The sequence below is a fragment of the Ruegeria sp. AF8 genome (assembly GCF_056541825.1).
In genome coordinates, this window is the sequence record NZ_JBQFYW010000011.1 from 21525 (window position 1) to 40516 (window position 18992).

Sequence of the window (18992 nt, forward strand, 5' to 3'; positions counted from 1 at the left end):
CCCTGACAAGCAAGACATACCGTTCTGACCTTTTCCGCATCCGGTTTAGTTTCCCAGTCAGCGAACAGAAAATCAACTCAATGACGAGAATCCGGACCATGACCAGTCCCGCCCTGCCCCCGCGCCCAAAGCGCAAGATCTGGAACTATACCCCGCACCTGCCGATTCAGACCTCGCCCTATTGGGACTGGCCGATGAAGCCGCTGGCATCGCTTCGCTATCTGCTGCGCAGCTGGAACCCGGTCGCCCTGCGCGCGCTGATGTTCCTGTTCGCGGTCTTCACATGGAATTTCCTGACCCCCTCTCTGGACCGCATCGCCACCTTCAGCTGGGACTGGGTGTTCGAGATCTGGATTCGCAACCTGGCCATCCTGCTGGTCATCGCCGGAGGCCTGCATCTGGCCCTGTGGAAATTCCGGGTGCAACAGGACGACTATCGCTATGACATGCGCCCGATGATGAAGGGCGCGCGCGCCTTCACCTTCAAAAACCAGGTCTGGGACAATATGTTCTGGAGCCTCGGGCCGGCGCTGACCTTCTGGACATTCTGGGAATGTTTCATCCTCTATGCCTATGCCAACGGCTGGGTGCGGATGATCACTTTTGACGGCAACCCGGTCTGGTTTGTCGCCATGGTGGTGTTCATCCCGGTCTGGGCAGGCTTTCACTTCTACTGGCTGCACCGCCTGCTGCATGTGGGCAAGCTCTATACCTGGGTCCATGCCTGGCATCACCGCAACATCAACACCGGCCCCTGGTCCGGCCTGGCCATGCACCCTGTCGAAAGCTTCTTTCTGATGTTCGACACGATGATCTTTTTCCTGCTGCCCTCGCACCCGGTTCACGCCATCTTTCTGCTGTTCCATCACGGTATCGGCGCACCGACCAGTCATGCCGGGTTCGAAAACCTCAGGATCGGGAAAACGCGCAGGTTCCTGATCGGCGATTTCTTCCACCAGTTGCACCACAGGTTCTTCGACTGCAACTATGGCACGTGGGAGACCCCGTGGGATGAGTGGTTCGACACCTTCCATGACGGCACCGACGAGGGCAACGACATGGTCAAGGAACGCCGCCGCAAGATCTGGGCCGCGTGAACAGGCGGATGTATCACGAGCGGGTTGAAGCACTGCAGGAGTTTCTGCCCGAAATCCGCGCCGGAAACTTCCCCCATCCGGCACAATCCATCCCCAAGCATGAGGGCGAAATGGAAAAACTGCGCGAAGCCCTGGATATGCTGTAACCCGCTGCCGGAGGCACCACGATGACGTCTGAACTTTCCGACCCCCGGCCCGGCCGGTACCTGACCGCGGACCAGCAGGAGACCTACTGGAAACAGGGCTATCTGTTTCCGCTCGACATCCTGTCCCCCGCCGAGGCCGCGGCAGCCCGGGCCGAATTGGAGACAATCGAACGAGACTACCTCGACGCCGATCTTCCGCACCCGCTCAATACCTACAAGCGGGTGAACGCCCATGTGGTGATTCCGCTGGTCGCCCGGTTGGCCGGCGACCCCCGCATTCTGGATCTGGTCGAAGGCATCCTCGGCCCGGATATCCTGTTGTGGTCGGCAGAACTCTTCATCAAGGAACCCGGCACCCACCACATCGTCGGGATGCATCAGGACCTGACCTATTGGGGGCTGGGCGAAACGCCGGATCAGGTAACGGCCTGGCTGGCACTTTCCCCTTCGACACCGGAAAGCGGCTGTATGGAATTCGTCGCCGGAAGCCACAAAAACCCGATCCTGCCGCACAACGACACCTTTTCCGACAACAACTTGCTGTCGCGCGGGCAGGAGATCGCCGTGGAGGTGGCCGATGAAGACAAAACCCGCATCGTGTTGCAGCCCGGTCAGATGTCGCTGCATCACGGGCTGACGATCCACGGATCGGGACCGAACATGTCAGACGACCGACGGATCGGCCTGGCCATTCGGTACCTGAACCCGAAAGCCCGGCAACAGGTCGCGGATCGCGATTTCGCGATGCTGGTGCGTGGCCGCGACGAGATCAGCAACTTTCAGCATATCCCGGCGCCGCAAAACCTGTTCGACCCGGCGGCCCTGGCCCTGTACGCAACCATCCGCAAAGCCCAGGCCAAGGCGTTTTCACAAGGGGTGGACGCGCGGAATTCCATGTACCGGGCCATTTGACCGTCGGCGGGTCCTGATCCACAAAATCCCGCCTTTCTGCAAGCGCCGCCGAACGCGGTCCCTTTTCCTTTGCCCGCCCATTCGCTATGGGAGGCGGCAACCCGAAAACCCCTTTGCAGGATTCAAGACGCATGGCGATGGAAAAGACGTTCAACGCGGCCGAGGCCGAGGCCCGCATCTACAAGACCTGGGAAGAGGCCGGTGCCTTCAAGGCCGGCGCAAACAAATCGCGCGACGAAAGCTTCACCATCATGATCCCGCCGCCCAACGTCACCGGAGCGCTGCATGTTGGCCATGCCTTCAACAACACCCTGCAGGACATTCTGATCCGCTGGCACCGGATGCGCGGCTTCGACACACTGTGGCAGCCCGGTCAGGACCACGCGGGCATCGCCACCCAGTTGCAGGTCGAAAAGATGCTGGCCGCCACCGGCAACGAAGGCCGCCGGGAACTGGGCCGCGAGAAGTTCCTGGAAAAAGTCTGGGAATGGAAAGGCCAGTACGGCGGCACCATCGTCGAACAGCTCAAACGCCTCGGCTCCTCCTGCGACTGGTCGCGCAACGCCTTCACCATGGCAGGCGCCCCGGGCGATCCGCGCACGGGCCATGAAAACTCGCCCAACTTCCACGATGCCGTCATCAAGGTCTTCGTGGACATGTATGAAAAGGGCTACATCTACCGCGGCAAGCGGCTGGTGAACTGGGACCCGCATTTCGAAACCGCGATCTCGGACCTGGAGGTCGAGAATATCGAGGTCGCGGGCCACATGTGGCATTTCAAATACCCGCTCGCGGGTGGCGCAACCTACACTTACGTGGAAAAGGACGAAGACGGGAACGTCATCCTTGAAGAGGAACGCGATTACATCTCGATCGCCACGACCCGGCCCGAAACCATGCTGGGGGACGGCGCGGTGGCGGTTCATCCCTCGGACGAGCGTTACGCACCAATCGTCGGCAAGCTCTGCGAAATCCCGGTTGGCCCGAAAGAGCATCGCCGTCAGATCCCGATCATTTTGGATGAATACCCTGACCCCGGTTTCGGATCGGGTGCGGTGAAAATCACCGGCGCGCATGATTTCAACGACTATGCGGTGGCCAAGCGCGGCAACATCCCCTGCTATCGCCTGATGGACACGCGCGGCCATATGCGGATCGACGGCGCACCCTATGCGAACGAGGCCTATAAAGCAGGCCAATACGCACGCGGTCAGTCCTTCACCGAAGGCGAGATCGACGCCATCAACCTGGTTCCCGACCACCTGCGCGGGCTGGACCGGTTCGAAGCGCGTGCCAAAGTCGTGGAGGAGATCACCGCCGAAGGCCTCGCCGTCATGACCCGCGCTGACAACCCGATTCTGGGCACGAAGCTGGGCGAGGATGACGACCCGGCGGCACTCGCCCCGCTGGTCGAGTCCAAGCCGATCATGCAGCCTTTTGGCGACCGCTCGAAAGTCGTGATCGAACCGATGCTGACCGACCAGTGGTTCGTCGACGCCGATAAGGTCGTCGGCCCGGCGCTGGACGCGGTTCGCGACGGCACGGTCAAGATCATCCCCGAGTCGGGTGAAAAGACCTACTACCACTGGCTGGAAAACATCGAGCCCTGGTGCATCTCGCGCCAGCTGTGGTGGGGGCACCAGATTCCGGTCTGGTATGGGCTGGATCTGTCGGCGGACGATTTCAGGGATGACGAGAATGACGGCGATCTGGATCTGGTCGAGCTCGGTCGTCTGCTGAACGAAGGCGGCATGCTGCACCGTGGCAATGTCATGGAATGTGCGTCAAGCTTCGACGCTGTTGTCGATCGGTTTCTGGACGACAACGCCAACATCCCCAGCCCGCTGAGCCACGCAACCGTTGTCGAGGTCGCCGACAAGCACGAGGCGATTCATCAATTCGCGGAAAGCCTTGCGCAATATGCCCTCGAACAGGACCCGACCAAACTGATCTATCCGGTCTGGCGCGACCCCGACGTCCTTGACACCTGGTTCTCCTCCGGTCTCTGGCCCATCGGCACGCTGGGCTGGCCCGAGCAGACCGAGGAGCTGGAACGCTACTTCCCGACAGACGTTCTGATCACCGGCTTCGACATCCTGTTCTTCTGGGTGGCGCGGATGATGATGATGCAGCTGGCCGTGGTGAACGAAATCCCGTTCCACACCGTCTACCTGCACCAGCTCGTCCGCGACGAGAAGGGCAAGAAGATGTCCAAGACCACGGGCAACGTCATCGACCCGCTGGAGATCGTGGACGAATTCGGTGCCGACGCGCTGCGCTTTACCAACGCGTCGATGGCGGCGATTGGCGGTGTTCTGAAACTGTCCCGCGAACGCATCACCGGTTACCGCAACTTCGGCACCAAGCTTTGGAACGCCGTCCGCTTTGCCGAGATGAATGGCGTCTACGATGGTACAATTCGTACAGTAGGCTCTCTGGAACAGGTACAAAATGCACAATTCGCGGTGAACCGCTGGATCATCGGCGAAACCGCCCGCGTGCGGGAAGAGGTCGACGCCGCCCTCGAAACCTACCGCTTCAACGACGCCGCGAATGCCTTGTACGCCTTCGTCTGGGGCAAGGTCTGCGACTGGTATGTGGAACTCTCCAAACCTCTTTTGCAGGGCGAAGACAGCGCCGCACAGGACGAAACCCGAGCCACCATGCGTTGGGTGATGGATCAGTGCATGGTCCTGCTGCACCCGATCATGCCTTTCGTCACCGAAGAGCTTTGGGGCCTCACCGCCGAACGCTCCAAGATGCTGGTGCATGCCGACTGGCCTGCCTACAAAGCCGCCGATCTGATCGACGAACCCGCCGAGCGCGAGATGAACTGGGTCATTTCGGTGATCGAGAACACCCGCTCGGCCCGTGCCCAGATGCGGGTTCCGGCGGGCCTCTATGTGCCAATGCTGGTCACTGAGATCGACGGGAACGGACAAGCCGCCTGGGACCGCAATGAAGCGTTGATCAAACGTCTGGCAAGGATCGACAGCCTGACCAAAGCGGACGATCTGCCCAAAGGCACCATCTCGATCGCCGCCCCCGGTGCCTCCTTTGGCCTGCCGCTGGCCGACATCATCGACATTGGCGCGGAAAAGGAACGGCTGGAGAAAGCAAAGGGCAAGCTGGCCAAAGAACTGGGCGGCCTGCGCGGACGCCTGAACAACCCCAAATTCGTGGCCTCGGCCCCGGAAGAGGTGGTGGAAGAGGCCAAAGCCAACCTCGCCGCGCGCGAAGAGGAAGAGGCGAAACTGAACGAGGCGCTCGCCCGTCTGTCCGAAATCGCCTGATCTCCTCTTCTTTTCAAAACCACTTCAATCCCCCGCTCACCGCCAGCGGGGGATTATTGTTTTATCACCAAGGTTTAACCTTGCCTGACGACCTTTGCGGTTGCTATCACGAAGCATCTGATCAGAGGTTTCGATGACGCGCACCCTTCCCCCGATGCAGACCGTATCGACCGGCCTCGTGGTGGCAGTGGTCGGGTTCTTCAGCTCATTTCCCATCGTCCTGCAGGGGCTTTCGGCCATGGGCGCGTCGCCGCAACAGTCGGCCTCGGGCCTCATGAGCGCGGCCATCGCGATGGGGCTGGCAGCGGTGGTTCTGAGCCTTTGGTATCGCCAGCCGGTCAGCGTGGCCTGGTCAACACCCGGCGCGGCGCTGCTGGCCGTTTCCGCAACGCCCGCGGAAGGGTTCTCCGGCGCGGTCGGTGCCTTTCTGTGCGCGGGCGCATTGACCGTTCTGGCCGGGCTCTGGCGGCCATTGGGCCGGCTGGCCGCGGCGATCCCTCCGACGCTGGCGCAGGCGATGCTGGGCGGTGTCCTGCTGCCGCTCTGCATCCTCCCATTCAAGGCCGCAGTCGAACTGCCCTGGCAGGCCTTGCCCGTCATCCTGGTCTGGTTCGTGGCGGGGCGCCTGAACCGGCTGTTCGCGGTTCCGGCCGCCGTAGTGGCCTCTGCTGTCGTTGTGGTGATCAACGCTGGCGATACCTCTGTGATCCCCCAGCAGTTCGTCGCCGCACCGGTTTGGACGAACCCAAGTTTTTCTGTCGCATCCGCGCTGGGGATCGGAGTGCCACTGTTCATTGTCACCATGGCCACGCAGAACATTCCGGGCGTTGCTGTGTTGCGCAGTTATGGCTACGACCCCAAACCCGGGCCTCTGTTTTCTTCGGTGGGCGCGGCGAGCCTTCTGAGTGCCACAGTTGGTGCACCGGCGACCTGCCTTGCGGCGATCACCGCAGCCATGTGTTCAAACCCGGACAGCCATCCGGACCCGGCCCAGCGCTATTGGTCGGCGGTCATGGCCGGGGTTTTCTATTGCCTGTTCGGCGTCTTTGCGGTGGCCATCACCGGATTTGCCGTGCACGCGGACCCGTTGCTCATGGGAACACTGACGGGTATCGCGCTGATCGGTGTCATGGCGAACGCGACATTCGCAGCCCTGGAAGTGCCCGCCGAGAGAGAGGCCGCCATTCTGACATTTGCGATCACCGCATCGGGCATCACGGTATTTGGGCTTGGCGCCGCAGTGTGGGGCCTGCTGGCGGGCGGTCTTGCCTATCTGGTCTCGAACCGGATCCGATAGCCCTTTTGCCTTCACCGCAATCGGCCTAGAATGCGCGCATGCGCAAAGCTTTTGACAAACTTATCGAACGCCAGATCAAAAAGGCGCAGGCCGAAGGCCAGTTGGAAGGGTTGGAGGGCGAGGGCAAGCCGCTGCCCGACAAGTCGGCCGAGGCCCAGACCGATCCGGCTCTGGCCGCCGGTCACAGGATCATGGCGCAGGCCGGAGTTCTGCCCGAGGAATTCCGGATCAAGAAGGAACTGGATGCGGCCAGAAAGCACTATGCGTCCCTCAGTAGCCCCGAGGAACGCAAGGCCGCGATGGCGCGGCTGGCCGATCTTGAGATGCGATACAATATGGCCCGCGACGCGCGGCGCGCTTTCATGCGGTAAGTAGCGATATAGTGGCCAGCGCCATCCCCGCCAGGTACCAAACGCCAAATTCGATGACTCACCGGGTAGCGGCAACGGGCCGAACCGGAATCCCCGATGCCAATGGCCCTGCCCGTTCATCCGCGCGCAGGGGAATAATCCCCTCGACGTCGATATAGTAGGAAAACGGCAACCAGTCCTTCATCGTGCGCGCCAGTCTGTTGTCGCCGCTCACGAACAACCCACCATTCTCGAGCTCGCGCGCAATGCTGGTGCGGCCGGTCAGGATCCCACCAATCGAGACCAGTTCGGTTTCGACGAAAAGGTCAACTTCGTAATCCGGCTTCGTGACGCACAGATCCCGTTCACCCGAAGGATAAAAAACGATCCAGAACATATCGCGGACCAGGTCCGTGTCGTGAAAGTGGAACTGCATGATGATCCGTCGCGCGGGGAAATTGCTGCCGTCAATGTCGCGGCGCAGCTTCCACATCAGTGCTGAAACATCCGTGTCGCACAAGGCGACCTCGGCGGCGATATTCTGCTGGGCCCAAACACCCAGCGCATTCAGCGCGGGCTCAAGATCTATGGCTTTCTGGGTTCGAAAATAGTCGACAGACCCGGTGGCGCTGTCTTCGACCCGCTGGACCATTCCTGCAAGCTCCAGTTCCTTCAACCGCTTTGACAGCAACCCCGGAGATATGTTCCCCACACCCCGACGTATCTCGTTGAACCGTGTCGAGCCGGCCCACATTTCGGTCAGCACATGAATGGTCCACCGCGGTTCAAGTATCTTGCAAGCATGTGAAATCGGGCAAATCGCCCCGTATCTTCTGCCGGGCATCGGTTCCACCTTTCCTGCCACAAGAGTACCAACGAGGCACCGACCTTTCCAGTTCAGAAACAGTACCGGCGTTGCTACAGGATCCGCACTAGCCGCGTCGGAGCCAAACCGGCGATCCTGCGTGCACATTGCATTTCGCTCGAATATTGATCGCAGGAGGGTCAACACATGTCACAGATGCAAACCAGGCAGATCGGCGGCACACAATGGAAAAGCCTAGCTGTCCACCTCCGTGAATGGTGTGCGGCCGCCTGTCGTGAAATCCTCAACCGCCGCGCCGCTCGCAAGGAGATCGGACGGCTTGGAGACCGGGCTTTGCGCGACATCGGCCTTACGCAACACGACGTAGAGTCCACGCTGTCGGCACCGCTGTCGCAAAATGCCGCACTCGGGCTCCGGTCCAGAATACGGCTGCGGTTGGGAAACTGGTGATCGGTTTCTGATCAGTCAAACCTTGGCAAACGGCCTTGCATCTGGGCGGCAATAACCTCGATCTGGTCGGGCTTGCCGATCAACGCGGCCTGCTCGGCGGATTCTTCCATCAGTATTTCTGCGCGCGATCCAGTTTCGGCGACGCCAATCAGACGCTTGGCGGAACGCATGGCCGAAGGGCTTTTGCCTGCAATGTCCTCGGCCAAAGCGACTGCCTCGGTCAGAGGATCATCCGAGAGTTTTGTGACCAGCCCCCAATCAGCGGCCTGCGCTGCACCAATGGGGCGGGCCGTGTAGGTCAGCAGGCGCAGCACGTCCGAGCGCACAAGTTCCGGCAACAGGACCATGCCGCCCATATCAGGGATGATGCCCCATTTCATCTCCATCACCGCGAGTTTTGCGTCCGGATGGGCGATGCGGATATCGGCACCCAAAGCAATCTGCAGGCCACCACCATAGGCAACACCCTGGATGGCACAGATGACCGGAACGGGGACGCGGCGCCAAATCAGCGCCAGTTCCTGCATTTCGTTAGCATCATCGTGGCTACGGCTCATCAGCCATTCGGTCGGGTCGGTATGCGCCATCGTGGCGAAACTCGCCATATCCAGCCCGGCGCAAAAACTCTTGCCCTCACCCGACAAAACCACCGCCCGCACGTCCGAGGCGGCAACTTCCTGCCCGGCGGCGAGGATCGCCTTGATCATCGCATCGTCGAGCGCGTTCATCTTGTCGCCACGGGTCAAGGTGACATGAGCGATATGATCTTTGTATTCGACGGAAACACGCGCCATTCGATCCTCCGGCATTCAGCTGCCGCTACATTGCCCGTATGTCCGCGCCAGTTCCACATGAACGTGGGGGCAGTGGAGTGCGCAAAATCCCGCTACGTCGCCGAAATGCGACCGGAGAAACCTTAGCATTGGCGTTGTGCCAATATTTCAGGGAAAATAGTCCACACAACAATCCAGCCTGCCGAAAACAATGGTAGCTCCATGGGAATTTCCGTCCTGCTCCTTTTTGTTGTCTGTTCGATCCACGTTCAGACACGCGGAACTCTGCGCCATGATCTGCTGCGCGTCGTATCACGGACCATGCAAACCTGTTCGCGCCACTGAACTGCTTGTTTTACGCCTTTTCAAAGGTTCCGACGACTCCGTACATCGATCCGCGGCTGTTTCCGAAACTCAAACCATTGCAGGACAACCGGGAAGCCATCCGGCACGAAGCGCAGAGCCTGAACGATCAGGGCGCAATCAAGGCTTCGGGCGATCTGGACGATATCGGCTTCAACTTGTTCTTCAAAACCGGTTGGGCTCGGTTTTACCTCAAATGATACGGCTCGTCGCTGAGTTCGGCAAAAGAGCTTTGCCCGATAGCAACGCAGATGGTCGAACAGATCCCTTCGTTCAAAGGCGCGATGTTCGCCGCACCACCCCCCCCCGGTGCGGGCCTTTGGCAAACGCATCAAACAGTGGAGCAAGCCGGTTTACTATCTGATCCAATACGGGATGTACGCAGGCCTGAACTATCTGATCTTCTTCTGATCCGAAGGGCGTAAGCGGGCTTGTCAGCCATGACCGCTTGCGCTTTTCTATCCGCATGACCCGTCCTCTGCTTACTCCGCTTGCCCAATCCCTGCCCGCCACCGTGCCCTTTGTCGGACCGGAAACGCAGGAGCGTCAGCGCGGTGCACCCTTTGCCGCGCGCCTTGGCGCGAACGAAAATATCTTTGGCCCATCGCCCCGCGCGGTCGAGGCGATGCGCAAGGCCGCCGAAGATATCTGGATGTATGGCGATCCCGAAAACCATGACCTGCGCACGGAACTGGCCGCGCATCACGGGGTTCAACCCGAAAACATCGTCGTGGGCGAAGGGATCGACGGTTTGCTCGGCTATCTGGTCCGGTTGATGGTTGCCCCCGGTGACGCTGTCGTGACGTCCGAGGGGGCCTATCCGACCTTCAACTATCACGTCGCGGGTTTTGCCGGCGCGCTGCATGCTGTGCCCTATCTAGACGATCGCGAAGACCCCGTCGCGCTGTTTGCCAAGGCCGCCGAGGTGGATGCCAAGCTGGTCTATCTGGCCAATCCGGACAACCCGATGGGCACGTGGCACAGCGGCGCCGGGATCGTCGAGGCGCTGGATCACCTGCCCGACGGCACATTGCTGATACTGGACGAGGCTTATGTCGAATGCGCGCCCGAAGGGACAGCCTCGCAGATCGCTGCCGATGATCCGCGCGTGATCCGCATGCGGACATTTTCCAAGGCCTATGGCATGGCAGGCGCACGCGTCGGCTACGCAATCGGAGCACCCGAGCAAATCTCGGCCTTCAACAAGGTCAGAAACCATTTCGGCATGAACCGGGCGGCACAGGTCGGCGCGCTTGAAGCGTTGCGCGACGGCGAGTGGCTTGCTCATGTACGGGGCCGAATCGAAACGGCTCGCGACCGGATCGGGCAGATCGCACGCGAAAACGGGCTGGTGCCGCTGCCTTCGGCCACCAACTTCGTCGCTATCGACTGCGGCGCGGACGGAGATTTCGCCAAGGCGGTGCTCGCCTCATTGATCGAACAGAGGATATTTGTCCGGATGCCCTTTGTTTCGCCACAAGACCGCTGCATCCGGGTCAGTTGCGGACCCGAGGCCGATCTGGCCGCCTTTGCAGAGGCGCTTCCACGGGCTCTCGCCGCCGCGCAAGGCTAGTCGCGCGGGATTTACCTGACATCCTGTTCAAATCCCCTAGAATGAAGAGGAAGATCGGATCAGGAGGCGCGGATGCGCGACCACAAGATCGGACGAGCACCGGATTACACCGTTGCTGCGCTTGCCATGCTGGGTGTGAACCTGATGTGGATTCTTGTTGCGATCTGGGCAGTCTGGGGATTTCCGGCGGCGGTGTTGCTGGCCCTGGCCCTCAACCATGGCATCACATTGCTGTCACGCCGGACGCATTAGGCATTGGTCCGATCCAGGCCGGAAAGAACACTGGCCGCCGCGTCCAGTGCTCCCGAACCATGCGGGATATCCAGCGCCAAAAGCCCCGTTTGGACCCCGCCCAGCAATCCCATCACCATTTGCCCGTTTACGTGGCCCATGTGACCGAACCGGAAATAGTCATCGCGGCCTGTTCCGTCGGGCGCGGCCATGCCCAGCCCGACCCCCAATGTCAGCCCCAGATTGGCCTCGACCCATTGCCTGAGCGCTGTGCCCTTGCCGCCGGGCAGCCGCAGCGCCGTGACGGCGTGGCTGCGGTGTCGCGGGTCGGCGACATTCATTCCAAAGCTTCCGCCCTGGGCCCAGATCTCGCTTGCGGCCCAGATCGCGCGCGCCAGCCGTTGGTGCCGTGCCCAGACTTTTTCAAGGCCCTCGGCCTCGATCATCTCAAGCGCTGCCCCTAGCCCATAAATGTGATGGGTCGGCGCGGTTCCTCCAAAATACTGGTAGAACTCGTCCGGATTGGCGCGGGGCAGCCAGTCCCAGTACCAAGACACACGCGGCATGGCCTGACGTTTTGCCTGAGCCTTGTCATTGAAAAAGACAAAACCCAGCCCCGGCGGAACCATCAATCCTTTTTGGCAGGCCGAAACCATGACATCGACACCCCAGTCATCCATCTCGAACCGTTCGCAGGCCAGCGAAGCGATGCAATCGGCCATCAGCAGCGCGGGGTGGCGCAGTTCGTCCAGCAGGTTTCGCAGCGCGGGAATGTCGTTGCGGACCGAACTTGACGTATCGACATGCACCGCAAGCACCGCCTTGATCCTGTGTTTCGTATCCTCGCGCAGAGCTTCGGCGATCCGATCCATATCCCAGGACGAGGATTTGCCGAAATCGATCGTCCTGACCCGCGCGCCCAGACTGCGGGCGATTTCCGCCCATCCATAGGTGAATATGCCCGAAGCGGGCGCAAGAACCGTCTCGTCCGGGGCTATGACATTGGCCAGCGCCGCTTCCCACGCGCCGTGGCCGTTGCCGACATACATCGCCACCTGATGCCGGGTTCGTGCAACACGGCGCAAACCATCGGCGATCCCGGGCACCATGTCGACCAGTTCGCCCGCATAGATGTTGGGTGCGGGGCGGTGCATGGCCTGCAGGACCGTATCGGGAATGACCGATGGCCCCGGAATGGCCAGATATTCCCGCCCTTGCGATACGTTCGTGGTTTGCGACATGCGACCTGCCCAATGTATTTCCTGCTTACACTATTTTCCGCGCAAATAGCGTCAAGGCCGGTACCCGCAAATTGTCCGGGCCTCGCATCGGCAAAGGCCCGCAAGTCCATGAAAAAATCCCGCTCAGCTTGCGCCGTGCGGCCGAGGTGCTTAAATGGGCGCGTCATGACAGATAAACTGCCCTCCTCCCCCCAAAAGAAAGCCAGACGATGAGTGTCAAACCCAAATCTTCGGGCGAACTGTTCGGCTGGCTGTGGGAGAAGTACCTGCGTCCGCGTATGGGGCTGCTGGCGATTGCGGCTTTCTTCATGATCATCGAAGGCTCGATGGTCGGCGCGATCAGCTACATGATGCAACCGATGTTCGACAATATCTTCGTTCAGGGCAATTCCAGCGCGCTCGTCTGGGTCAGCATCGCGTTTTTCGTGATCTTTTCGGTTCGGGGCCTGGCGGGTGTCATCCAAAAGGTGATCCTGACCCGCATCTCGCAGGAAACCGCCGCGCACCTCAGGACCGATCTGCTGAACCATCTGATCCGGCAGGATACCTCTTTTCATCAGGTGCATCCGCCGGGGTTCCTGATCCAGCGCGTGCAATCGGATGTCAGCGCGGTGAACAACGTCTGGCAGATCATCATCCGGGGGGCGGGCAAGGACCTTGTTTCGCTTGTGGTCCTGATGGGCGTAGCGATCAACGTGGACTGGGCCTGGACCGCGATCATGCTGATCGGTGTGCCGCTGATGTTCCTGCCGATTGGCGCGGCACAGCGATATGTCCGCAAAAAGGCATCTTCGGCCCGCGACCTCGGGGCGACACTTTCGACGCGGCTGGACGAGATATTTCACGGCATCGTTCCTATCAAACTGAACAATCTGGAACAGTATCAGGCGGACCGTTTCGGCAAGCACATGAACGGATTCGTGCGTTCTGAAATTCGGGCCTCGTTCGGCACCGCGTCGATCACCGGTCTGATCGACGTGATGGCCGGTCTGGGGTTCATGGGCGTGCTGCTCTATGGGGGTGCCGAAATCATCTCGGGCGAAAAGACCGTCGGCCAGTTCATGAGCTTTTTCACGGCCATCGGTTTGGCCTTTGATCCGATGCGCCGGCTCGCGTCTATCTCGGGCACATGGCAGGTTGCGGCGGCAGCGATGGAGCGGATCAAGGAACTGATTGAATCCCCGATCCAGCTGAAATCGCCGGCCAATCCGGTCGCCGCGCCCGAAGGTCTACCCGAAGTCCAGCTTAAGGATGTCACCCTGTCCTATGGCGACGCCAAGGTTTTGCGCGGCCTGACGGTAACCGCAGAGGCGGGAAAGACAACGGCACTCGTGGGCGCGTCGGGGGCCGGGAAATCGACCGTGTTCAACCTTTTGACACGCCTCGTGGATCCCAAAACCGGCTCGGTCGAGATTGCCGGTAAAGCGGTCGGGGACATTGCGCTGCCCGATCTGCGAAATCTGTTTTCCGTGGTGACGCAAGATGCGTTGCTGTTCGACGAAACCCTGCGCGAGAATATCCTTTTGGGCCGCACGGATGTGCCGGACGAGAAGTTGAAAGAGGTTCTGGACGCCGCGCATGTGTCCGACTTTCTGCCCAAACTTGAAAACGGGCTGGACACGCTGGTCGGTCCGCGCGGCTCGGCCCTGTCGGGTGGGCAGCGGCAGCGGGTGGTGATCGCCCGCGCGCTGCTGCGCAACACACCGATCCTGCTGCTGGACGAGGCGACCTCGGCGCTGGACGCGCAATCGGAAAAGGTGGTGCAGGCCGCGCTGGACAAGCTGTCGGGGGGGCGGACCACCATCGTGATCGCGCACCGGCTGTCGACGATCCGCAACGCCCACAAGATCGTGGTGATGGATCGCGGCCGGGTCGTCGACGAGGGCAGCCATGCAGAGTTGCTGGCGCGCGGCGGCATCTATGCCGATCTGTACCGCCTGCAATTTCAGGACGGATTGACCGTTGTCGACCCCGAAGGCATCGCGGCGCAGACCCGGCGAACGGTCGACACCGATACGCCGGATCAGGGCTGGCTACGCAGGGTGGTGACGCGGATGCTGGGTGCGAAACCCGGGCAGAATTCGGTCGGCGCGAAGTAGCCGCGGCGCGGTCACCCTTTCAGCGCCGCCGCGTTCTGCGCCAGTTCTTCGATCCCGGCCCAGTCTCCCGATACGACCATGTCTTTGGGCGCAACCCAACTGCCTCCGGCACAGATCACGTTCGGAAGGCTCAGATAGCTGGCGGCGTTGGCGGGCGAAACGCCCCCGGTCGGACAGAAAGATATCTGCGGCAATGGCGCGCCAAGCGCCTGAAGGGCCGGCGCACCGCCCGACGCCTCAGCGGGAAAGAACTTGAGCATGTCATAGCCTTGCTCCAACAGGCGCATCGCCTCGCTCGCCGTGGCGGCTCCGGGCAGCAGGGGCAGGCCTTCGGCCTCGCAGGCGGCAATCAGCCGGTCCGTCGCGCCGGGCGATACGCCGAACTGTGCCCCGGCCTGTTTCGCGGCGCGCACGTCTTCGGGCGTGATCAGCGTTCCGGCCCCGACAACGCCACCCGGCACCTCGGCCATCGCCCGGATCGCCTCCAGCGCGGCGAGCGTCCGCAACGTGACTTCCAGCGCAGGTAACCCGCCGGCGACCAGCGCCTCAGCCAGGGGCCGCGCCCGCGCCGCATCCCCGACGACCAGCACGGGGATGACGGGAGCCAGTCCGCATATCTCGCGGGTGCGCGCTGATTTCGATGCCATGTCCTATCCTCCGAAAACGCTTGCGCCCGCATCCGCAGACCCAACCACCGACCGGAATGTCGCGAACAGCTCGCGACCGACACCGAAGTGATGCGCCGACAAATCCGCCGTCACCGGCGTTCGATCCACAACACCTTCGGTCAGGATGTCCAGAACGCCGCTGACGGCGTCCACGCGGACAATATCCCCGTCGCGCAGGCGGGCGATCGGGCCGCCATCCAGCGCCTCGGGGCAGACATGAATCGCGGCGGGCACCTTGCCCGAGGCCCCCGACATGCGTCCGTCGGTGACCAGCGCCACCTTTTGCCCGCGCCCCTGCAGGATCGACAGGATCGGGGTGAGGGAATGCAATTCCGGCATGCCGTTGGCTTTCGGCCCCTGAAACCGCACGACGACAACCACATCACCGGTCAGTTCACCCGCCTTGAACGCGGTCTTCACGGCATCCTGATCGTGGAAAACGCGCACGGGGGCCTCGACCTGCCGGTGCTCGGGCGCAACGGCCGAGATTTTCATCACCGCCGTTCCCAATGACCCGCTCAACCGTGAAAGCCCGCCGGAGGGCTGGAATGGGTCCGAAGCCGGTCGCAGGATTTTTTCATTGAGGCTGCGCCCCGCACCGTCCCGCCAGACCAGTTCGCCGTCGATCAGGCGGGGCTCCTGCGTATAGTGGTGCAGTCCCTGCCCGGCCACGGTCAGCGTGTTGGGATGCAACAGCCCCGCTTCCAGCAGCGTACCGATGGTATAGCCAAGCCCGCCCGCCGCGTGAAAGTGGTTCACGTCGGCCAGTCCGTTGGGATAGACCTTCGCAACCAGGGGCACTGCCTGCGAGATATCGGAGAAATCGTGCCAGTCCAGAACGATCCCGCCCGCGCGCGCCATCGCGACCAGATGGATCAGCAGGTTGGTCGAGCCGCCGGTCGCCATCAGACCCACGATCCCGTTCACGAACGCCCGCTCGTCCAGGATCCGGCAGACAGGAGTATAGTCGTTGCCCAATGCGCTAAGCGACAGGGCGCGGCGCGCGCCCTCTTCGGTCAGGGCATCTCGCAGGGCGGTGTTGGGTGTCACGAAACTGGAGCCCGGCAGGTGCAACCCCATGAATTCCATGAGCATCTGGTTTGTATTGGCGGTTCCGTAGAACGTGCAGGTACCCGGCCCGTGATAGGCCGCCATCTCGGCGGCCATCAACTCGGCCCGCCCGCATTCCCCCGCCGCAAACTGTTGGCGGACCCTAGCCTTTTCATCATTGGCCAAACCGCTGGCCATCGGTCCCGCCGGCAGAAAGACCGCCGGCAGATGGCCAAAGGCCTGCGCGGCGATCACCAGTCCCGGCACGATCTTGTCACAGACGCCCAGAAAGACAGCGGCGTCAAAGGTATTGTGGCTGAGCGCCACGCCTGCGGCCATCGCGATCACGTCGCGGGAGAACAGCGACAGCTCCATCCCCGCTGCGCCCTGCGTGACCCCGTCACACATCGCCGGAACGCCGCCCGCCACCTGCGCGGTGCCGCCAGCGGCGCGGGCCGCCTGACGGATCAACTCGGGATAACGTTCAAAGGGCTGATGCGCCGACAGCATGTCATTGTAGCTGGTGACGATGCCCAGATGCCCGGCACTGCCGATGGCCAGCGCCTCCTGATCCCCGCCCGCCCCGGCATAGGCATGCGCCTGACCGCTGCAGGACAGATGCGCCCGCGCGGGCCCTGACACACGGGCCTGTTCCATACGCTCCAGATGCGCGGCACGCGGGCCGGCGCTGCGGTCGATGATACGCTGCGTGACATGTTCTATGACCTTGTGCACCATCCTATTCTCCGATCTGCCGCCAGCGGCGGCCGTCGCGATGCATCAGCATGAGCGCGTCTTCCGGCCCGGAACTGCCCTGATCATAGGGCGAGGGGCGGTCGCGGCTTTCCTCCCAGCTTTGGATGACCGGATCGACCCAGGCCCAGGCGGCCTCGACCTCGTCACCGCGCATGAACAGTGTCTGGTCGCCCCGAATGACATCCATCACCAGCCGCTCATAGGCATCCTGGGTGCGCACCTCCGCGCCCAGCGCCTCGGCAAAGCTCATGTCCAGCGACACATCCGCCAGCCGGAATCCACCCGGCCCCGGATCCTTGATGGTGGTGCGCAACGTGATGCCTTCGTCCGGCTGCAAACGGATCACCAGAACGTTGCCGTGCAAGTGACCCACATTCGGGAAAATGGTGTGTGGCGGGTCGCGGAAATAGACGGCAATTTCGGATTCCCGCGCGCGCAGGCGCTTTCCCGTACGCAAATAGAACGGCACCCCGGCCCAGCGCCAGTTACTGACGTGCATCTTGAGCGCGATGAAGCTTTCTGTGCGGCTGTCCGGATTTCCCACATGATCAAGATAACCGTTTCCGCCTTTGTCCGCCCGGTATTGCCCGCGCGCGATGTCACCGGGACCTACGGGTTCAAGCGCCTCGATTACTTTGACTTTTTCGTCCCTAACAGCGTTGGGATTGAATTTTGACGGCGGCTCCATCGCGATGAGGCAGAGAAGCTGAACCAGATGGTTCTGGATCATGTCCCGCATCGCGCCCGATTTGTCATAATAGACCTCGCGCCCCTCGATGCCCACGGTTTCGGCGACGGTGATCTGCACATGGTCGATATGGGTCGAGTTCCACAGCGGTTCAAACAGGGAATTGGCAAAGCGCAGGGCCATCAGGTTCTGCACGGTCTCTTTGCCCAGATAGTGGTCGATGCGATAGATCTGGTGTTCTTCGAAACAGGCGCGCAGTTCCCTGTTCAGGGCCTCCGCCGAAATCAGGTCATGGCCAAAGGGTTTTTCGACCACGATGCGGCTTTCCGGAGTGGCCAGACCGTGATCGTGCAGGCGTTGTGCGATACCGGAAAAGAGCGAGGGGCCGACCGACAGGTAAAAGGCCCGCACCACGTCAGGACGGAGAGCGCGGGCCAGATCGGGCCAGCCAGCGTCTCCCATTGCATCGACGGGAATGTACTCCACACGTTCCAGAAAACGGGCCAGGATGTCCGGTTTGTACTCGGGTGCGGACTGCATTATGCCGGATTGTACAAGTCCCCGGAACGCCGCACTATCCATGTCCGTGCGTGCCGTGCCGATGATCCGGGCCTCGTCCGGCATCTGCCCGACCTCGAACCGGTGATAGAGACCGGGCAAGATCTTGCGCTGCGCCAGATCGCCGGTGGCGCCGAACAGCACCAGATCGAACGGGTCGACCGGTATCACGCGTGAAACCATGTTCGAGGCTCCTACTGAAAGTTTGCCCGGTATTTATGATATAGCGGGCAGGTCCGGGCTTCAAAGTGAATCTGTTAGCGTTAACATTTCTGTTCGCTTCATATCCTATCTGCCCTCAAATGCAAGATGAGGTTTGCCGCTCACACTTGTACAGCTTTCCAACGCTCGACCCGTGCTGTAGTAATTTCATACTTGCTCTTCCTGAGGGGCACGCCCCTTGCTACCCTAAGGTAATTCACACTTGATATTCTTGGCCCGAATTATCAAGCGCACCAAGGGCTAAGAGATTATATAGCTTCTCAGTTAGGGTCAGTTCCGTTCATTTGTCACAGCTCAAAGACGAATATTTGACAAGATATCAGCACTACCCTATGCGCAGGGTGAGCGATTGCTGCTCATAGAAAAGAATGCAGGAAGATTGGGATAAAAATTACTGGG

17 protein-coding genes are annotated in these 18992 nt (G+C 61.3%); 11 read left to right on the forward strand and 6 right to left on the reverse strand.

Annotated features, from left to right (window positions below):
- Positions 1-98 precede the first annotated feature (98 nt).
- The 6 genes from ACR0AO_RS16580 (at position 99) to ACR0AO_RS16605 (ending at position 7116) form a co-directional block, all read left to right on the forward strand.
- Positions 99-1097, forward strand: a complete 999-nt coding sequence (locus tag ACR0AO_RS16580) for a sterol desaturase family protein (RefSeq protein ID WP_480605709.1) — start codon at positions 99-101, stop codon at positions 1095-1097.
- Entirely contained in the window at positions 1094-1243 is a 150-nt protein-coding gene (locus tag ACR0AO_RS16585) for a hypothetical protein (protein WP_480605713.1), read from the forward strand. The genes ACR0AO_RS16580 and ACR0AO_RS16585 overlap by 4 nt, the downstream gene beginning before the upstream one ends.
- Before the next feature lie 21 nt (positions 1244-1264).
- The gene (locus ACR0AO_RS16590; protein ID WP_480605716.1) at positions 1265-2155 is read left to right on the forward strand and encodes a phytanoyl-CoA dioxygenase family protein; all 891 of its coding nucleotides are present in this window, start codon (positions 1265-1267) and stop codon (positions 2153-2155) included.
- 131 nt (positions 2156-2286) lie between these two features.
- On the forward strand, positions 2287-5448 hold the full coding sequence (locus ACR0AO_RS16595; RefSeq protein ID WP_480605719.1) for a valine--tRNA ligase: 3162 nt from the start codon (positions 2287-2289) through the stop codon (positions 5446-5448).
- Between the two features lie 133 nt (positions 5449-5581).
- A complete protein-coding gene (locus tag ACR0AO_RS16600) occupies positions 5582-6745 on the forward strand; it encodes a benzoate/H(+) symporter BenE family transporter (RefSeq protein ID WP_480605722.1) in 1164 nt (387 codons plus the stop codon).
- Positions 6746-6783: 38 nt separating this feature from the next.
- On the forward strand, positions 6784-7116 hold the full coding sequence (locus ACR0AO_RS16605) for a DnaJ family domain-containing protein (protein ID WP_480605725.1): 333 nt from the start codon (positions 6784-6786) through the stop codon (positions 7114-7116).
- A 58-nt stretch (positions 7117-7174) separates the two neighbouring features.
- Here ACR0AO_RS16605 and ACR0AO_RS16610 read toward each other — a convergent pair whose 3' ends face one another.
- Positions 7175-8068, reverse strand: a complete 894-nt coding sequence (locus ACR0AO_RS16610; RefSeq protein WP_480605729.1) for a winged helix-turn-helix transcriptional regulator — start codon at positions 8066-8068, stop codon at positions 7175-7177.
- Positions 8069-8107: 39 nt separating this feature from the next.
- Between ACR0AO_RS16610 and ACR0AO_RS16615 the strand changes: the two genes are divergently transcribed.
- On the forward strand, positions 8108-8371 hold the full coding sequence (locus ACR0AO_RS16615; RefSeq protein WP_480605732.1) for a YjiS-like domain-containing protein: 264 nt from the start codon (positions 8108-8110) through the stop codon (positions 8369-8371).
- A gap of 11 nt (positions 8372-8382) precedes the next feature.
- Here ACR0AO_RS16615 and ACR0AO_RS16620 read toward each other — a convergent pair whose 3' ends face one another.
- Positions 8383-9165: a crotonase/enoyl-CoA hydratase family protein gene (locus ACR0AO_RS16620; RefSeq protein ID WP_480605734.1), complete on the reverse strand. Its 783-nt coding sequence runs from the start codon at positions 9163-9165 to the stop codon at positions 8383-8385.
- Positions 9166-9566: 401 nt separating this feature from the next.
- On the opposite strand from ACR0AO_RS16620, the gene ACR0AO_RS16625 reads away from it, so the two are divergent.
- The 3 genes from ACR0AO_RS16625 (at position 9567) to ACR0AO_RS16635 (ending at position 11332) form a co-directional block, all read left to right on the forward strand.
- Positions 9567-9707 carry a hypothetical protein gene (locus tag ACR0AO_RS16625; protein WP_480605737.1) on the forward strand — a complete coding sequence of 47 codons (141 nt, stop codon included), beginning with the start codon at positions 9567-9569 and terminating at the stop codon, positions 9705-9707.
- Between the two features lie 266 nt (positions 9708-9973).
- Positions 9974-11080, forward strand: a complete 1107-nt coding sequence (locus ACR0AO_RS16630) for a pyridoxal phosphate-dependent aminotransferase (RefSeq protein ID WP_480605741.1) — start codon at positions 9974-9976, stop codon at positions 11078-11080.
- A gap of 72 nt (positions 11081-11152) precedes the next feature.
- Positions 11153-11332, forward strand: a complete 180-nt coding sequence (locus ACR0AO_RS16635; RefSeq protein ID WP_480605743.1) for a hypothetical protein — start codon at positions 11153-11155, stop codon at positions 11330-11332.
- Here ACR0AO_RS16635 and ACR0AO_RS16640 read toward each other — a convergent pair.
- A complete protein-coding gene (locus ACR0AO_RS16640; RefSeq protein WP_480605745.1) occupies positions 11329-12552 on the reverse strand; it encodes a pyridoxal-phosphate-dependent aminotransferase family protein in 1224 nt (407 codons plus the stop codon). The two genes, ACR0AO_RS16635 and ACR0AO_RS16640, sit on opposite strands and share 4 nt — an antisense overlap.
- 209 nt (positions 12553-12761) lie before the next feature.
- On the opposite strand from ACR0AO_RS16640, the gene ACR0AO_RS16645 reads away from it, so the two are divergent.
- Positions 12762-14651, forward strand: a complete 1890-nt coding sequence (locus ACR0AO_RS16645; RefSeq protein ID WP_480605748.1) for an ABC transporter ATP-binding protein — start codon at positions 12762-12764, stop codon at positions 14649-14651.
- A gap of 11 nt (positions 14652-14662) precedes the next feature.
- Here the strand turns inward: ACR0AO_RS16645 and eda are convergent, their stop codons facing one another.
- From eda to zwf, 3 genes are read right to left on the reverse strand one after another with little or no spacing between them, the layout of a single operon-like run.
- On the reverse strand, positions 14663-15298 hold the full coding sequence (gene eda, locus ACR0AO_RS16650; RefSeq protein WP_480605750.1) for a bifunctional 4-hydroxy-2-oxoglutarate aldolase/2-dehydro-3-deoxy-phosphogluconate aldolase: 636 nt from the start codon (positions 15296-15298) through the stop codon (positions 14663-14665).
- 3 nt (positions 15299-15301) lie between these two features.
- On the reverse strand, positions 15302-17107 hold the full coding sequence (gene edd / locus ACR0AO_RS16655) for a phosphogluconate dehydratase (protein WP_480605753.1): 1806 nt from the start codon (positions 17105-17107) through the stop codon (positions 15302-15304).
- Between the two features lies 1 nt (position 17108).
- On the reverse strand, positions 17109-18554 hold the full coding sequence (gene zwf / locus ACR0AO_RS16660) for a glucose-6-phosphate dehydrogenase (protein WP_480605756.1): 1446 nt from the start codon (positions 18552-18554) through the stop codon (positions 17109-17111).
- Positions 18555-18992 lie beyond the last annotated feature (438 nt).

Excerpts from the sequence above, each read along its gene's own strand:
- ACR0AO_RS16590 (WP_480605716.1), top strand. The coding sequence starts at position 1,265 with ATGACGTCTGAACTTTCCGACCCCCGGCCCGGCCGGTACCTGACCGCG.
- ACR0AO_RS16580 (WP_480605709.1), top strand. The coding sequence starts at position 99 with ATGACCAGTCCCGCCCTGCCCCCGCGCCCAAAGCGCAAGATCTGGAAC.
- ACR0AO_RS16620 (WP_480605734.1), bottom strand. The coding sequence starts at position 9,165 with ATGGCGCGTGTTTCCGTCGAATACAAAGATCATATCGCTCATGTCACC.
- ACR0AO_RS16600 (WP_480605722.1), top strand. The coding sequence starts at position 5,582 with ATGACGCGCACCCTTCCCCCGATGCAGACCGTATCGACCGGCCTCGTG.
- ACR0AO_RS16615 (WP_480605732.1), top strand. The coding sequence starts at position 8,108 with ATGTCACAGATGCAAACCAGGCAGATCGGCGGCACACAATGGAAAAGC.
- eda (WP_480605750.1), bottom strand. The coding sequence starts at position 15,298 with ATGGCATCGAAATCAGCGCGCACCCGCGAGATATGCGGACTGGCTCCC.
- edd (WP_480605753.1), bottom strand. The coding sequence starts at position 17,107 with ATGGTGCACAAGGTCATAGAACATGTCACGCAGCGTATCATCGACCGC.
- ACR0AO_RS16605 (WP_480605725.1), top strand. The coding sequence starts at position 6,784 with ATGCGCAAAGCTTTTGACAAACTTATCGAACGCCAGATCAAAAAGGCG.
- ACR0AO_RS16595 (WP_480605719.1), top strand. The coding sequence starts at position 2,287 with ATGGCGATGGAAAAGACGTTCAACGCGGCCGAGGCCGAGGCCCGCATC.
- ACR0AO_RS16635 (WP_480605743.1), top strand. The coding sequence starts at position 11,153 with ATGCGCGACCACAAGATCGGACGAGCACCGGATTACACCGTTGCTGCG.
- ACR0AO_RS16630 (WP_480605741.1), top strand. The coding sequence starts at position 9,974 with ATGACCCGTCCTCTGCTTACTCCGCTTGCCCAATCCCTGCCCGCCACC.
- zwf (WP_480605756.1), bottom strand. The coding sequence starts at position 18,554 with ATGGTTTCACGCGTGATACCGGTCGACCCGTTCGATCTGGTGCTGTTC.
- ACR0AO_RS16645 (WP_480605748.1), top strand. The coding sequence starts at position 12,762 with ATGAGTGTCAAACCCAAATCTTCGGGCGAACTGTTCGGCTGGCTGTGG.
- ACR0AO_RS16640 (WP_480605745.1), bottom strand. The coding sequence starts at position 12,552 with ATGTCGCAAACCACGAACGTATCGCAAGGGCGGGAATATCTGGCCATT.
- ACR0AO_RS16610 (WP_480605729.1), bottom strand. The coding sequence starts at position 8,068 with ATGTGCACGCAGGATCGCCGGTTTGGCTCCGACGCGGCTAGTGCGGAT.